Below are 15449 nucleotides of genomic sequence, written 5' to 3'. Positions count from 1 at the left end.
GTATGTGCCTGTTAGCGGCATCCGACGACGAAACTGAAGCTGAAACAGAACGCGCGCAGAATGAATGGCGCGTCCGACGAGGCGCGAATCGCGGCTATACTTTTTGAATGGTCGGGTTAATGCCTATGAAGGCAATGGCGCGCGAGGCTTTACGCTCCACACAGGCGCATGACAAACCCGTCGCCCAGGCGCAACAACGTTCCCCGCTCATAACGGAGGCGCTCGATGGCAACAGTCGCACAGGTTCTGAATTCGAAACCCGAACAGACGGTCTATACGATTGCCGCAACGGCGTCGGTCTTCGATGCGATCAAGATGATGGCCGACAAGCATATCGGCGCGGTGATCGTGACGGAGGGCGATGAAATCGTCGGCATCATGACCGAGCGCGACTATGCGCGCAAAGTCGTCCTGATGGACCGCGCGTCGAAGCAGACGCCCGTGCGCGACATCATGACGTCGCACGTGCGCTACGTGCGCCCCGACCAGACCACCGACGACTGCATGGCGCTCATGACCGACAAGCGCATGCGCCATCTGCCGGTGATCGACAACGGCAAGCTCGTCGGCATGATCTCCATCGGCGATCTGGTGAAGAACATCATCTCCGAGCAGCAGTTCACCATTCAGCAACTCGAGTACTACATTCGCGGCGAGCACACGTAAGCGTGCGCGGTCCGGCTGTAAGCATTTCGTTATAATCGGCAGGCTCCGCGCGCGAGTGCGGAGTCAGGCTCGCCGTGCGCTTTTCGCGCGGATAACGAAGGAGCGCCGCCGATGACCCCGACAGCCGCATCCGCCGAAAGAGAGAAGACGCTCGCCGCCGACGCGCCGTTCTTCATCGTGATGAACGCGGGCTCGGGCCGCCGTCAGGCCGACGCGACGCGCACCGTGCTGGAGCGCGAACTCGGCGCGGCGGGGCGACGCTTCGAATTGCGCGTCGTCGACGATCCGCGTCGCCTCGCGAGCATCGCGCGCGAAACCGCGGCGGCGGCGTGCGCGCAGGAGGGCGTGCTCGTCGGCGCGGGCGGCGACGGCACGCTCTGCACGGTCGCGCATGCGGCGTACGACGCCGGTTGCCCGTTCGCGGTGCTACCGCGCGGCACGTTCAACTACTTCAGCCGCGACCACGGCATTCCCGCCGACCTCGAGCAATCCACCCAGCTCCTGCTCGATGCGCGCGCCTATCCGGTGCAGGTCGGCTTCGTCAACGGGCGCATGTTTCTCGTCAACGCGAGTCTCGGCCTCTATCCGCGGCTGCTCGAAGATCGCGAAATCTACAAGCGGCAATTCGGCCGCAGCCGGCTGGTCGCGCTGTGGTCGGCGCTTTTCACGATGCTCAAGCCGCATCGGCATCTGCGTTTGCATATCGATCACGAAGGCAGCACGACCGAAATCCGCTCATCGACGCTTTTCGTCGGCAACAACCGGCTGCAGATGGAGCAGATCGGCATGCCGAACGAAGCGCGCGCGCTGGAACAGGGCTTGCTCGTCGCGATTGCGCCGCGCCCGGTGGGGCGGCTCATGCATTTGTGGCTGTCGCTGCATGGCGCGGCGGGGCGTCTGTCGGATTCGGATCATGTCGTGAGCTTCACGTTCGAGCGCATCACGGTGACGCATCCTTCGAAGCGGCGCAGACCGATCAAGATCGCGACGGATGGCGAGATCACGAAACTGCGCATGCCGCTGGAATTCCACGTGTCCGACAAGCCGCTCTTTCTGCTCAAGCCCGAACCGGCGGTGGCCGAAGCGAATCGCTCATGACCTTGCTGTTGCAGATTTCCGATACGCATTTCGGCACCGAGCGGCCCCAGGTCGTCGCGGCGCTGCTGCGTCTCGCCGATGCGCTGTCGCCCGATCTGGTCGTGCTCTCGGGCGATATCACGCAGCGCGCACGCAGGCAGCAGTTCACCGCGGCGCGTGCGTTCGTCGATGCGCTCGGCGCGACGCCGGCGCTCGTCGTCCCCGGCAATCACGACATTCCGCTTTTCAATCCGCTCGCGCGGCTGTGTTACCCGTACGCGAATCATCAGCGCGTATTCGGCGCCGACCTCGAACCGGGCTTCGAATCGCCCGAACTGCTCGTGCTGGGCGTGAACACGACGCGCGCTTACCGTCACAAGAACGGCGAAGTGTCGATGCGGCAGGTCAGACGCGTCGCCGCGCGCCTGGAGGCGGCGAGCGCGGCGCAGTTGCGCGTCGTGGTCACGCATCAGCCGGTGGCCGTCACGCGCGCGCAGGACGAAAAGAACCTGCTGCACGGACGCGAACGCGCGGTGCAGCGCTGGGCGCGCGCGGGCGCGGACCTGATTCTCGGCGGGCATATCCATCTGCCTTACGTGCTGCCGCTGCACGATACTTTCGCGGGTCTGTCGCGGCGCGTGTGGGCGGTGCAGGCGGGCACGGCGCTGTCGCGGCGCACGCGCGGCACGATCGACAATTCGGTGAACGTGATTCGCCACGACGCGCAAGCGTGCGACGGCGGCGCGCGCCAGACCACGGTCGAGCGCTGGGATTACTCGGAGACGGGCGAAGCGTTCGAGATGATCGCGCGCCACGAACTCGCGCTCGACGGCGCGAAGTCCTCGGCCCCGCTCACGTTGCCCGGATGACGAGCTCCGCGAAGCCCGTCGCGGCGTCGTGCTCGCGCGTATAGCGTTCGCCCGGCAGGTTCGCGACGACGATTTCCGCCGTCGTGCGCACGATGCAGCCTGGCGTCACGTGGCCGCCGGACACGCGGCCGTCGGCGTCGGACACGCTCATGTGCAGGTGCGGACCTTGCGCGGACAACGTACCGGCGAGCGTGAGGATTTCGAGGTCGCCGCGCAACTCGGACGCTTCATCGCGGCCCGCGTGACGTAGCCGGGCGACGCTCAGGCTGCCGATTCCCTGCAGCACGAAGGCCGCCGAAAGCCCGTGCGTGCGGAATGCGTGATCGAGCGCGGCGCGCAGGTCATCGCCGGGTGACAGACGAAGGGTCATCGCATGCATGAATGAAAGGCTCCGGGCGGATCGCACTCAAGACTACACGCTCGCGGATCGTGATGGCATCATGAGCGCGACCCGAAGTGGCTATATCTTTCCATGGAGACGCCATGAGTTTCGAACTGACGATGCTGGCCTGGACGCTCGTGCTCGCGCTGGTGCAAGTGTTACTCCCGGCTGTGGTGCGCAATCGCGAAGTCGGCCTCAGATACCAGGCCGGCCCGCGCGATGCCGCCACGCCGCCGCCCGGCAGGCTGTCGGGCCGGCTGATGCGCGCGCAATCGAATTTGTTCGAGACGTTGCCGATTTTCGCCATCGCGGTGCTGATCGTGCACGTGACGGGGCGCGAGAATGCGCTCACCCATTACGGTGCGCTCGCGTATTTCGTCGCGCGCCTGGTTTATGTTCCGCTCTACGTGTCGGGCGTGCCGTTCGTGCGCTCGCTGGTGTGGCTGGTGTCGGTCGTCGGCATCGTGCAGATACTCGTTCCCATCATCTGACGAGAGGAGTGAAGGGCAATGACCGATCAACCTTCGACCATCGAGATCGAAACCGCGCCGAATCCCGAATTCGCCGTCATCCTGATGCATGGCCTGGGCGCCGATGCCAACGACTTCGTGCCGCTCGTGCCCGAATTGCGTCTCGCCGATGCACCCGCCATCCGCTTCGTGTTTCCGAACGCGCCGGAGATTGCCGTCACGGCCAACAATGGCTACGTGATGCGCGCGTGGTACGACATCCTGTCTTTCGAGGGCATCAATCGGCGCGTGGACGAGGCGGGCATCGTGAAATCGGTGGAGCGCGTTCGGGGGCTCGTCGCAGAGCAGAACGCGCGGGGCATTCCGAGCGAGCGCATTTTCATCGCGGGCTTTTCGCAAGGGGGCGCGATGACCTATCAGGCGGGCTTGACGCATCCCGAGAAGCTCGCGGGGCTGATCGTTTTGTCGGGCTACATTCCGTCGGAAGGGCTCATCGATGAATCGTTCAGCGACGCGAATCGCTCGATCTCGATCTTCGCCGCGCATGGGAGTTTCGATGACGTGCTTAATGTGAGTCTCGGCGAGCAGGCGTGTGAATTTGCTCGGGCGCAGGGGTGTCATGTGGATTGGCATGCGTATCCGATGCCGCATTCGGTTTGTATGGAGGAGGTTGAGGCGCTGCGGGGGTGGTTGGGGGCGAGGTTGGTGGGATAGGTTTTTTTTCTTTTCGCCGGATCCCGTATTCGTGTTGGTCTATTAGCGTTGCCCCTGTGCGGGGCGGCACCTACTTTCTTTGCTGCTGCAAAGAAAGTAGGCAAAGAAAGCAGCTTCTCACCGCCCGCAGTCACACGCACGTTGGCCATGCTTGCCAGCCGCCGATGGCCCTCGCCTAAGTGTCGCCCTCGAAGGCCCAATCGGGCTTGGATCGCGCACGGTCTGACGAGCCAGTAGTTTGAGCGCGCTGGTTCAGCATGAAAGAGCTTCGGCACAGCGCTACGCGCTGCCGTTGGGTATGCGAGGGAAACCGTCGAGAAGGAGCGCGCGCCGACCCGATTGACCGGTCGGCCGCGAAGCAGGCTGGAGCCATTTGGTGCTGAACCAGTGACGCAAGCGGTGCGATATGTCAGACCGTGCGCGAGCCAAGCCCGGTTGGTCCTTTGGGGGCGACACTTAGGCGAGTGCCATCGACGGCTGGCAAGCATGGCCAACGTGCGTGTGACCGCGGGCTTAAGCGAGCTGCTTTCTTTGGTTACTTTCTTTGCAGCAGCAAAGAAAGTGACTGCCGCCCCGCACAGGGGCAGTGCTAATAAACCAACGCGAATACGGGATCCGGCGAAAAAAAATCACGATCCCAATCCCACAGCCACAACACATTCCCCAGCAATCAACGCAAGCATCCCACGCCGCAGTTCCGCCGGACTAACCGGCTTAGAGAGCACATCCTGCTCACAGGCAAGCGGCACAATACTCGCCGCCGGCTCCCCAGTCACGACAAGACACGGACAAGGCCGCCCCAACCGCGCCGCCCCGAGCATCGCCACTTCGCGAGCGGTCTTGGCATCGCGCAGCCGAAAATCCGTGATGATGAGATCGGGAAAGCGCTCGATATCGCCCAAGATCGACTGAAACTCCTCGAAGCTCGCAGCGGAGTCATAAAGCACGCCCCATTGCGAAAGCAGCGCTTCGGTGGAGGCCCGCACGAGACCGTCGTCCTCGACGAGCAACACATAGCGCCCCTTGAGCTGCGCCATATCGGCCGCTTCGGAGCGCGCCGGCGCGCGCGCCGATGGCTTGTCGGGCGACGGTCCGCACAGCGGCATTTCGAGCGAGAAGCGCGAGCCGCGCCCTTCGGTCGACTTCAGTTCGATGCGATGCTGGTCGAGCATGGACATCACCGCATTCACGATCGACAGCCCGAGCCCCAGCCCCTTGTCGCGATCCTGCTCGGGATTGTCGACCTGAAAGAACGGCTGGAAGATCGCATCGAAGTAATCGGCCGGAATGCCGATGCCGTTGTCCAGCACGTCGATGCGCGCGCGCGTCGCGGAGCGCACCACGCCGACGATCACCGTCGGCTTCGACGATTTGTTCTGGTCCGCATACTTGATGCCGTTCGACACGAGATTCGCGACCGCCCGCCCGAGCCAGTGCGCGTCGCTGCGTACGCAAACCACGTCTTCCTTCGGCAGCCGCAAGCGCAATTCGACGCCCCGGCTCATCGCGAACGGACGCAACTGCTCGGCGGCTTCCTCGACGATCTGCCGCACATCGAACACGTGATAGCGCGGCACGACGCGGCCCGATTCCAGCCGCGACAGATCCAGCACAGCGTTCAACAGCCGCGCAAGGATCACGGACGAGCGCCCGCATTCGTTGATGAGCCGCTCGGCCTGATCGAATTCGCCGTTTCGAATGGCTTCGGCGGCGGCCTGCAGAAACAGGTTGAGCGCGTGCATCGGCTGGCGCAGGTCGTGGGTCGCGGCGGCGAGGAAGTTGGACTTCTCGCGGCTCGCCGTTTGCGCGGCGATCATCTGCTGCTCGCGCAGCGCGAGCAGCGCATTTGTCTTGTTCTCCTGATCCTTCTTCGAGACTTCGAGCTCGCGATTCTTGCGGCCGAGCGAGACATTGGCGGCGCGCAATTCGTCATTGAGCGACGCGAGCGCGCGCTCCGAGCTATAGCGCTCGCGCGATACGCGCTCGGCGTGCGTGCAGACGCCGTGCCCCACGACCACGACGTTGAACATATAGAACAGCCCGGCGAAGAAATCCTCGGGGTTGAGCAGATGAATGGTGATCTGCAGGACGACGATCGACGCCAGTGTGATGATCCCGGCTGTCAGCGCGACGCGCGAGCGCAGATAGAAAAAGCTGAACTGGAAGAACAGCGCGAGACACAGGCCGATGAAGTGCTGCGTGTAGTTGTAGGGCGCGGGCGTGATCGCCACCATCGCGAGGATCAGGCACAGGAGCCCGTAAACGCCCGTGAGAATGATGCGCTGCGAGCTCGCGTGCGAGCGGAACGCCGGCCGCAGCACCAGAACGCCGACGAAGAACAGCAGCGCGATGCCCGCGAAGCGCAGCGCGAGGATATCGGGCAGGCGCGAGGCGAGCGCCTGATTGCCGCGCGCGAAGCTGAAGTCCCACCAGAGAAAGCACGTCCAGATGGCGAGCGCGAGCAGCGTCGATGCGCGCCGGAACGCGCAGAAGCGCTGGCTGTGGTCTTCGAGAAACTGCGCCTCCAGCGCGGGATCGGAAAACGGCGCCGGTATCGACAGATTGCGCACCAGGCTCGCGCCGGCTTCACGGGCCGCCGCGAGAAGAATTCCTGGATTGCGCACGCCGGCGGCGCGTTGCGGTACGGCCATCTTCGTGCTCGCTTACGGAATCGGGATATCTACTTTAGGCCAATGCGGTCATACAAATACGCCTTTTTTTAGCAATCAGCCGTTATATCCGGAAATTATTGCGTCTTTATGAGGGCGATGGGAAGCAAGGCGGAGGGAGGAAGGAGATCGGCAGGGGTCGGCTTCGGGAGCCGACCGGCGAGCGTCTGATTTGCGCTCGCCGATTCGAAGGACAGCCACATCAAATGCCCCCCGCACGATGACGAGGGCGGAACTTCGGATGGCCGCTCAGCTTTTCGGCTTGGCCTTGGTGGTGCGCTTCGTGACCTGCATTTCCTTCGCGCCTGCTGCCTTCGCGGGCGATGCCTTGCTGCCGGCCGATTTTTTACGGCTCGACATTTCCGTTTCGGCGGGTTGGCTCGCTTGAGCCTTGCGTGGGGATGGCATGCTGACCTCCTTCAGTGCGTGTCCATATCGACACATTGATAACCATAGGATGCGGTCAGCCGGTATTCAAGAGCAGGCGGGCTTCTCGCGCAACACATCGGCGAAAAAACTTCTGAGGACGAAGTATTTCGACGCCGATGCGCCCCGCTTCCGATGCTCAGCGGATCAACTTCAGCCCCGCAGGCAGCGTTTCGCCGAAGACGCGGCCCTCGTCCGCGCGATCGAGTTCGACGGTCTCGCGGACCATCGCGATCCACGCCTGCGCCGCGCCCATCGCTTCGAGGCGTTGCACGACGGCCGCGCGCGCCTCGTCGGGCAGGTCGCGCGAGCGGTCGCCGGTCATGCGCGCGATCTGCACGGCGGCGAACGCGGCGGGATCGATCTTCTTCCAGTCGAGCGCGAGGATCGCATCGAGCCAGACGACGGCGACCTCCGGCGGCACGACGCCGTGCGCACTGCCGTAGAAGGGCGCACGCGCACCGATGCGGCCCAGCGCCCACCAGCTCTGCACGTTCTCCGAAGGCTTTTTCAGGCGCGTGAGCAGCCACTCGCCGGCCTCGATCTTGCGCTCGACCGGCACGCGCTCCAGCGACGCCGCAAGCCGCACCATGTCTTCATAGCCCGCGCGCGCCGCGCCAGCCGCACGGCGATAGCGGCTGGTCCCAGGCGGCTGAAGCACGAAGGCCATGTCGTCGAGCAGCCGCAACTGCGCCGCTTCGGGAAGTCCGCCGGCGGCGCGGCGCCAGAGCGTCCACCATTCGGACCAGATCTGGCTTTCGTTGCTGTACTGGATGCCCTGATCGAAGAGCGTCCACAACTGCTCGACGCGCCATTCGTCGAGCGGATGCCCGAAGCCCGGCCGCATGCAGTAGCCCGTGAGATTGAGCCACAGACGCTCGTGATCGGCGCTGCGGCGGCGCTTCTTCGCGCGCTCGAACAACGCGCCGAAGAGCTCGCGCAAGAGCGCGATGTCCCACGTGTCGCGCGCGCCGAGCGTCTGTTCGAGCTGCGCGCGCAGGCGTTTGACTTCCTTGGGGCCGATGTCGTGCGACTTCGCGCCGAAGGTGCGGTCGATCAGTTCGATGGCTTTGGGCAGCGCCGGATGCGATTCGCTCGCGGCGTCGTCGCTTTGGGGCGCTTCGCGGCGCAACTGGAATTCGAGGAGCCAGCGTTTCGAGGGATCATCGACGGCCGTGCAGTGCATCTCCAGCGTGCCGACCTCCGTGAGCGATGTCGTCAACTGGACCGGCGTCTCGCGCGCCCGGCCGTGGTCGGCGGCGCGCGGATCGATGACCGTCGCGACCGGCGGCAGGCGCACGAAATCGCCCGATGCGGCCGCGAGGTCCGCGAGTGCTCCCGCCTCGTAAGCCGTCTCAGCCACCGACGAAGCCAGGTGAAAGCGCACCGGCGCGCCGAGCGTGAGCGCGAAGGTCCGGTCGGCGAGATGGATCGGCTGGCCTTCCTCCGTGCCGCGCGGCAGGACGCAAACGCCGCGCTTCGCGTTGGCGTCGTCTTCGAGCAGCAGGAAGAAGCTGCGCGCCGAGCCGCCGCCGATCTTCGGCGCATGGCCCGCGCGTGCGAGCGCATAGGCGACCGCGCCTCGTGCGACCGCGACATCGGGATCGCCGTTCGCGAGCACGTTGACCGCTTCGCCCCGCCAGCCGGAAAGCGTATCGGCGATGCGGCGCGCGAGCGGCCCGGCGCGAAACACGCCGCCGTTCAGCAGCAAGGTGTCCGGGATGGCGATCGTGTCGGCGCTCGCGCCGAACGCCTTGCGCGCCTCGCCCGCGTGCTGGCCGAGAAAGGCCGCGATATGCCGCGTGATGGCCGGATCGCTCGCATACGGCAGCCCGAATTCCACGATGCCGCCGCGTGACCGACTGGGGCGATCGCTCGCGGACACTTTCGGAAAGAAGCCTTCGACGATGATCTGCTCGATCTCCTCGCGCGTGACATCCGCCGAACGCGCGCCGCCGACGAGCTTGGCGCCCGCGCCGAGCAGCGTGATCGACGTGGAATCGGGCGCGTTTTCGCCGAGCAACTGTTCTTTCGCGGCGCGGCAGCGCTCGACGAGTTGCGAGAGACGCGCGGCGGACAGGCGTGCATCGCCGCCCGCGAGACGCCGCTCGACGAGATGCGCGAGCGCGAGGTCCATGTTGTCGCCGCCGAGCATCAGATGGTTGCCCACGCCGATGCGCGTGAGCACGGGCTCGCCGTTTTCCATCGCGACCTGGATCAGTGTGAGGTCGGTCGTGCCGCCGCCGACATCGACGATCATCACGAGCCGCGTATCGGCGAGTTCGCCGGCGAGCGTTTCGCGATGATGAAACAGCCAGTCGTAGAACGCGGCCTGCGGCTCTTCCAGCAGCCGCAGCGTTTCGAGTCCCGCCATGCGCGCCGCTTCGAGCGTGAGGGCGCGCGCGCCTTCATCGAACGACGCGGGCACGGTCAGCACCACGTCTTGCGCGTCGAGCGGCGCGTCCGGAAAGCGCTCGTTCCACGCCGCGTGCACGTGCGCCAGATAGCTCGCGCTGGCGATCACCGGCGAGATTTTTTCGACGTCGTCGCCCGCGCCCCACGGGAGAATGGGCGCGAGGCGATCGACCGCCGCATGCGACAACCAGCTCTTCGCGCTCGACACGAGCCGTCCGGGCACCTGCGCGCCGAGCTTCCTCGCGAAAGCGCCGATGACGGCGGGCGCTTCCATCTCGCCCCACGGCAGTTGCAGATCGGCGGATTTGAGTTCGTCGGGCGCGAAGTGATAGCGCAGCGAAGGCAAGAGCGGCCGCGCCGCGACTTCGCCCGCACCAACGAGCTGCTCGATCTCGAACACGCGGATATCGTTCGATCCGGCCGGCGCATATGCGACCACCGTATTGCTCGTCCCCAGATCGATGCCGACGCTGTACCGCGCGCCCGAGACCTTTTTCTTGCGCGCGGACACTTACAGGCCCATGCCCTGATCCGCGCTGACGCCGCCACGCACGTCGAACTCGACTTTCCAGCGCTCGGACGAACCGCGCGGAATCGCTTCGAGTTCGAGCGTGCCCGCCTCGGTCACGCGCGCATGCAGCTTGACGGGCACGACTTCGCCGGGCGTGCGGCCTTCCGGCGGCAGCGATGCCTCGATCTCTTCGAGTTCCTGCAACTCGTCCGGCTGCCAGTATTCGAGCAGCGTGCCGACCTGATCCTGACGCCGCACCGACGAGCCGAAGAAGCGAAAATGCACCGGCTCCCCGACGACGAGCCCGAATTCCTGCGCGGGCAACTCGGCGTCGGTGCCTTCCTCCATGCCGAACGGCGCGACGCACAGCGCCTGCACGGGCGGCTCCAGTCCGGGCACGGCCGGCATCGCCGATTCGACCGCGACGTAGTACGCGCGCGCCGTGCCGCCACGGATGCGCACGCCACGCCCATGCCGCACGTAGCCGTAATAGGCCGCGCCGCGCGCGACCGCGAGATCGAGGTCCGCGCCTTCGAGCAGACGAGCGGCGGGCGCGTTTTCGGCGGCGAGCCATGAATTCAGCGTCGACATCACGCGCTCGACGAGCAGCGGCGACTTGAAGACGCCGCCGTTGAAGAGCACGACGGTCGGATGCAGCAGCGTCGCGCCTTGCGGCGTTTCATGCTGCAAGCCTTCGACTTCGGCGAGTGCGTTGACCTGACGGCCGAGGAAGGCGGCGAGATGGCGCGTGACGGCGGCGTCCTGCGCGTAGGGCAGACCCAGTTGCGTGAGACCGACGCGCGCGCGCGACACGGGCCGCGCCGATGCATCGACTTGCGGGAAGAAGCCTTCGAGCAGGATCTGCGTGAGTTCGGCGCGCGTGAGCTCGGTGCGCAGCGACCCGCCGATCAGCTTCGAGCCGCGGCTCGGCACGACGAGCGGCACGGCTTCGGCGGTCGGATCGGAGAGCAGCGTTTCCTTCGCCGCGCGGCACGCGTAGGTGAGGGCGCGCAACTGCCACGGATCGGGCTGCGTGCCTTGCGACGCGAGCTTGCGCGCGACCGTGTGCGCGAGCGCGAGGTCCATGTTGTCGCCGCCGAGCAGGATGTGCTCGCCGACCGCGACGCGATGCAGTTCGAGATTGCCTTCGCGCTCGACGACCGCGATCAGCGAGAGGTCGGTCGTGCCGCCGCCGACATCGACGACGAGAATCACATCGCCCACCTTGACCTGCTTGCGCCAGCCGCCGGTGGACTTCTGAATCCAGCTATAGAGCGCGGCCTGCGGCTCTTCGAGCAGCGTCATGCGCGAATAGCCGGCAGCGCTGGCGGCTTCGGCGGTGAGTTCGCGCGCGGCGGGATCGAACGACGCGGGAATCGTCACGGTGACGTCCTGCTGATCGAACGGCGCCTCGGGATGCGCGTGATTCCACGCTTCGCGCAAGTGCGTCAGATAGCGCACCGAGCTTTCCATCGGCGACACGCGCTCGACTTCCTCGGGCGCATCGGACGGCAGGATCGCCGCGCGCCGATCGACGCCGGGATGGCACAGCCAGCTTTTGGCGCTGGAGACGAGACGGATCGGCGTGCCCGCGCCGCGGCTTCGCGCCAGCTCGCCGACGATGAACTTGCGCTCCTGCGTCCACGGCAGCGTGAGATCGCCGGGTGCGAGCTCGTTCTCGTGCGGCAGATAGAGGAAAGAGGGCAGCAGATCGCGCTCTTCGGCGGCGCCGGGCGCGGTCAGTTGCGGGATCAAAAGCACGCCCTGCGCGGTCTTTTCGCCGTCGCTCGCGCTCATATCGACGTAGGAGAGCGCGCAATGCGTCGTGCCGAGATCGATGCCGATCGAATAGCGCGCCTTATTTTCGTTGCGGTCGATATCGCTCACAGTTCCACCTCCGCCGGCGCGACGATGCTTGCATCATGGGACGGCGCGAGCTTGGGCAGGCGCGTGTCTTCGACCTTCCAGCCGCGATGGCTCACCTGGCCGCTGAAGGGCGGCTTGCCGACGACATTGCCGGTCAGACGCACGGAGGCCGCATCGAAACCTTCCTGCAGCGTGACACGGCTGCCTTCGGCTTCGGTGCGCACGGGCTTGATCGTGAAGTGTTCGCGCAGCACCGCGCGGCAGCCGTCGTGCACGAGGCGGGCGGCCGCGCCGATATCGCCGTCGCTGTAATTGGCGATGTCCTCTTCGACGAAATCGATGAAGCGCGCATCGCGTTGCAGAAGGCCGAGCAGTTGCAACGCGGCGACGGGACTGGATTCCTTCAGCGCGGACGGCGCGGGTTGAACGGGTGCGGCGGCGGGCTTGGGCGCTTCTGCCGTGAAATCGGGCGCTTCGGGTGCTTCGCGCAGGCGCTGCACGCGGCCTGCGAATGCTGCGTTGCCCAGAACGCCGAAGAAGACGCCGAAGGCAATGCCTATCCTGCCGAAAAAGCCTGGATTCATGTCGGTCATGTGATGCTCCTGTTGGCCGCGCGAGGACGACCCTATCCTCGGGCGGCGCGGGTGGCCGGTGTTCGGTGCCGTGTAGGCGGGGGTGATGCCGGGATGCTGCCGGTGCGCGCGGCGATCTGGCCGCGTCGTTCGCGAAAGCGCGGAAAAGCATGAAAAGCGCTAACGGCGTTTATACCGTATCCCCGTATTTTCCATGATGTCGCGCCCCGGCCGGAAAAAAGCGCGGGCGAGGCGCGCGGCGGCGCGCCTCATTCTCGCGATTTGCGCTGTCAAGTCAAGGCGCGGCGCGGGCTTCGGGCGCGCTTCAGGCCTTGTAGCCGATCTTGCGCAAGAGGTCGTGGCGCCACTTCACGTCCTCGTCGGTTTCGACGCCGAGCGGCGGCAGGCCATCCACCACGCCGACGATCCCGCGTCCCTGATCCGTCTGCGCGACGAGCACCTGCGTCGGATTGGCGGTCGCGCAGAAAATGCGGCAGACCTCCGGCACGGTCTTGACGGTATTGAGCACGTTCACGGGAAAGAAGCCATCGCCGAGCACGATGATGAAGCTGTGCCCCGCGCCGATGTTCTGCGCGTTGCGCGCGGCCATCTCGACGAGATTGTTGTCCGTACCCGATGTGCGCACGAGCCGCTTGCCCGAGGCCTCGCAGAACGCGAGCCCGAAGCGGATGCCCGGCACCGCGCCGACGAGCGCCTCGTGCAGATCCTCGACCGTTTTGATGAAATGCGACTGGCCGAGGATGAAGTTGGTGTCCTCGGGCTTGTCGATGGCGATGGCGAGCAGTTCCATGGGGCGTCTCCGGTGCGCGCTGGAGATTCCATGGTAGGTGCTTTGGGGGCGTTCGATAAGGAACGCTGGTTTGTTGGGATGAGGTTGAAGGATGGCTTTCTCGCCGGATCCCGTATTCGTGTCGGTCTATTAGCACTGCCCCTCCCCGGGGCGGGGGTCACTTTCTTTGCTGCTGCAAAGAAAGTAACCAAAGAAAGCAGCTCTCTCAGGCCCGCGGTCACACGCAGTTTGGCCATGCTTGCCAGCCCGCGGTGGCCCTCGCCTAAGTGTCGCGCTCGAAGGACTTACCGGGCTTGGCTCGCGCACGGTCTGCCGCCCGAGACGATTCAACGCGCTGGTTCAGCACGAAAGAGCTTCGGCACAGCGCTACGCGCTGCCGTTGGGTATGCGAGGGAAACCGTCGAGAAGAAGCGCACGCGCTCCCGCGCCCGATTGACCCATCGGCCGCGAAGCGGGCCGGAGCTGTTTGGTGCTGAACCAGTGACGCGAGCGGCGCGAGGTGTCAGATCGTGCGCGGTCCAAGCCCCGTGAGACCTGCGAGGGCACTCGCTACTGCCGGGCCATCAGCCAATCGCCTGTGCCGCGGCCGGTGTGAAGTGCTTAGGCTGGGGATAGCTGTTTCTTTGGTTACTTTCTTTGCAGCAGTGTATAGACCGGGGACATGGTTGACACTTTCGTCGGGGACATAGTTGACACTTTGATCATCGGGTATCGGGCTGGTTCGGGTCAAACGTCATGAGTCGGTGATGGGCGAAATAGAGGTCGTAGGCATCGGCAATCGTGCTGCTCGGTCGCGCCACGATGTGCAGTCCGTGCAGTGCGCTGGATACGCGCAAACGGTGCTTTCCAAACGTCACCTTGCCGTTCCAGCCCACCAGCAGGACCTGATCATCCGGTCCGTATTCGAGCGGTGGCAGGCGGCTGGGCATCGCCCGCGCACTGGGCCGATAGCGCGAGATCGGCGTCGCCATGCCGATGCCCGCGTGCGGGCGCTCGAAGTTATAGCTTTGCCGCCAGCGGTCGAATTCAGCCTGCACCTGATCGGGCCCGGTGAAGCTGCGGTGATTCAGCACCTCGGCCTTGAGCGAGCGATGAAAGCGCTCGTCCTTGCCGTTGGTCTGCGGGTGATAGGGACGGCTATGGCTCATACGAATACCCAGCCGAATGCATCGGATGGCCAACTCGGTCAATTCGCCAGGCTTGCTCGGCGTGCCCCACGGCGCGCCGTTATCGGCGTTGATCTGTTGCGGCAGCCCGTAACAGGCGAAAGCGTTTCGCAGATGCGTGTACACCGTCTCGGTGTCCTGGCTGCAGCACGCCTGCAGCACGAGGTTGAAGCGCGAATGATCGTCGATCACGGTGAGCGGGTGGCAGCGCCTTTGATCGAGCATGCCGAAGTGGCCCTTGAAATCGATTTGCCATAGCTCGTTCGGCTCGGCGCGCTCGAAACGGGTCCAGGCGGTGGCCGCCTCCGAAGCCTTCTCGCCGATGCATCCATGGCGCTGCAAAATGGCATTGACCGTGCTGTGCGAAGGCACGCCTTGCAGGCCTTGATCCTTCAGGCGCCGGCTGATCTTGTGCGCGCTCCAGGCCGGATGCTGGCTTCGCACCTCGAGCACCCGCGCTTGGAGTTCGTCGCAGGTCCGATTCGGGCTGCTGTGCGGCCGTCGGGAGAGATCGCCCAGCGCCTCGCGGCCCCCGGCCTGATAGCGGTTGACCCACTTGTATCCGGTCTGCCGGCTGATGCCAAAGCGTTGGCACAGCTCGCTGAAAGCAATCTCTTGTTGCAGGGCCAGGGTCACGAATTCAAGGCGAAGTTGCATGGTGTCCTGCGGGTTCCAAGGCATGGTCGGGTCCAGGCATCGAGATGCCCAAAAGTGTCAACCATGTCCCCGCGGATCTGTCAGCTATGTCCCCGGTCTATACACAGCAGCAAAGAAAGTGACTGCCGCCCCGCATAGGGGCAGTGCTAATAAACCAACACGAACACGGGATCCGGCG

At 65.2% G+C, this 15449-nt stretch carries 13 protein-coding genes; 6 read left to right on the top strand and 7 right to left on the bottom strand.

The window, feature by feature from the left end:
• Window positions 1-225: 225 nt before the first annotated feature.
• The 3 genes from ACEN42_RS19885 to ACEN42_RS19875 all read left to right on the top strand — a co-directional run bounded on the left by ACEN42_RS19885 (window position 226) and on the right by ACEN42_RS19875 (window position 2612).
• Window positions 226-666, top strand: a complete 441-nt coding sequence (locus ACEN42_RS19885; protein WP_035501590.1) for a CBS domain-containing protein — start codon at window positions 226-228, stop codon at window positions 664-666.
• 111 nt (window positions 667-777) lie between these two features.
• Complete coding sequence (locus ACEN42_RS19880) at window positions 778-1764, top strand: diacylglycerol kinase family protein (RefSeq protein WP_371881179.1); 987 nt, start codon at window positions 778-780, stop codon at window positions 1762-1764.
• Window positions 1761-2612 carry a metallophosphoesterase gene (locus ACEN42_RS19875; protein ID WP_371881178.1) on the top strand — a complete coding sequence of 284 codons (852 nt, stop codon included), beginning with the start codon at window positions 1761-1763 and terminating at the stop codon, window positions 2610-2612. The genes ACEN42_RS19880 and ACEN42_RS19875 overlap by 4 nt, the downstream gene beginning before the upstream one ends.
• On the opposite strand, the gene ACEN42_RS19870 is transcribed toward ACEN42_RS19875, so the two are convergent.
• On the bottom strand, window positions 2596-2991 hold the full coding sequence (locus ACEN42_RS19870) for a PPC domain-containing DNA-binding protein (protein ID WP_238217056.1): 396 nt from the start codon (window positions 2989-2991) through the stop codon (window positions 2596-2598). The two genes, ACEN42_RS19875 and ACEN42_RS19870, sit on opposite strands and share 17 nt — an antisense overlap.
• A 104-nt stretch (window positions 2992-3095) precedes the next feature.
• Between ACEN42_RS19870 and ACEN42_RS19865 the strand changes: the two genes are divergently transcribed.
• Together ACEN42_RS19865 and ACEN42_RS19860 are read left to right on the top strand one after the other, a co-directional pair.
• Window positions 3096-3485, top strand: a complete 390-nt coding sequence (locus ACEN42_RS19865; RefSeq protein ID WP_035501595.1) for an MAPEG family protein — start codon at window positions 3096-3098, stop codon at window positions 3483-3485.
• Window positions 3486-3503: 18 nt separating this feature from the next.
• Window positions 3504-4178, top strand: coding sequence for an alpha/beta hydrolase (locus tag ACEN42_RS19860; RefSeq protein ID WP_371881177.1), 675 nt, complete (start codon window positions 3504-3506; stop codon window positions 4176-4178).
• Between the two features lie 629 nt (window positions 4179-4807).
• Here ACEN42_RS19860 and ACEN42_RS19855 read toward each other — a convergent pair.
• Entirely contained in the window at window positions 4808-6829 is a 2022-nt protein-coding gene (locus ACEN42_RS19855; protein WP_371881176.1) for an ATP-binding protein, read from the bottom strand.
• Window positions 6830-7088: 259 nt separating this feature from the next.
• Here ACEN42_RS19855 and ACEN42_RS19850 point away from each other — a divergent pair, with 259 nt between their 5' ends.
• Window positions 7089-7235, top strand: a complete 147-nt coding sequence (locus ACEN42_RS19850; RefSeq protein ID WP_187606469.1) for a hypothetical protein — start codon at window positions 7089-7091, stop codon at window positions 7233-7235.
• 177 nt (window positions 7236-7412) lie between these two features.
• On the opposite strand, the gene ACEN42_RS19845 is transcribed toward ACEN42_RS19850, so the two are convergent.
• The 5 genes from ACEN42_RS19845 to ACEN42_RS19825 all read right to left on the bottom strand — a co-directional run bounded on the left by ACEN42_RS19845 (window position 7413) and on the right by ACEN42_RS19825 (window position 15295).
• Complete coding sequence (locus tag ACEN42_RS19845; RefSeq protein WP_371881175.1) at window positions 7413-10199, bottom strand: Hsp70 family protein; 2787 nt, start codon at window positions 10197-10199, stop codon at window positions 7413-7415.
• Window positions 10200-12086: an Hsp70 family protein gene (locus ACEN42_RS19840; protein ID WP_371881174.1), complete on the bottom strand. Its 1887-nt coding sequence runs from the start codon at window positions 12084-12086 to the stop codon at window positions 10200-10202.
• A complete protein-coding gene (locus ACEN42_RS19835) occupies window positions 12083-12658 on the bottom strand; it encodes a DUF2760 domain-containing protein (RefSeq protein WP_371881173.1) in 576 nt (191 codons plus the stop codon). Before ACEN42_RS19835 ends, ACEN42_RS19840 begins: the two co-directional genes overlap by 4 nt.
• A 304-nt stretch (window positions 12659-12962) precedes the next feature.
• On the bottom strand, window positions 12963-13448 hold the full coding sequence (locus ACEN42_RS19830; RefSeq protein ID WP_371881172.1) for an adenosine-specific kinase: 486 nt from the start codon (window positions 13446-13448) through the stop codon (window positions 12963-12965).
• A gap of 701 nt (window positions 13449-14149) precedes the next feature.
• Entirely contained in the window at window positions 14150-15295 is a 1146-nt protein-coding gene (locus tag ACEN42_RS19825) for an IS481 family transposase (protein WP_371879830.1), read from the bottom strand.
• Between the last annotated feature and the right edge of the window lie 154 nt (window positions 15296-15449).

The organism is Caballeronia sp. S22 (assembly GCF_964261745.1).
GTDB classification, from domain to species: Bacteria; Pseudomonadota; Gammaproteobacteria; order Burkholderiales; family Burkholderiaceae; genus Caballeronia; species Caballeronia jiangsuensis.
The sequence above is the reverse complement of the archived record's forward strand: the minus strand, read 5'-3'. Positions and strand labels throughout refer to the sequence as shown.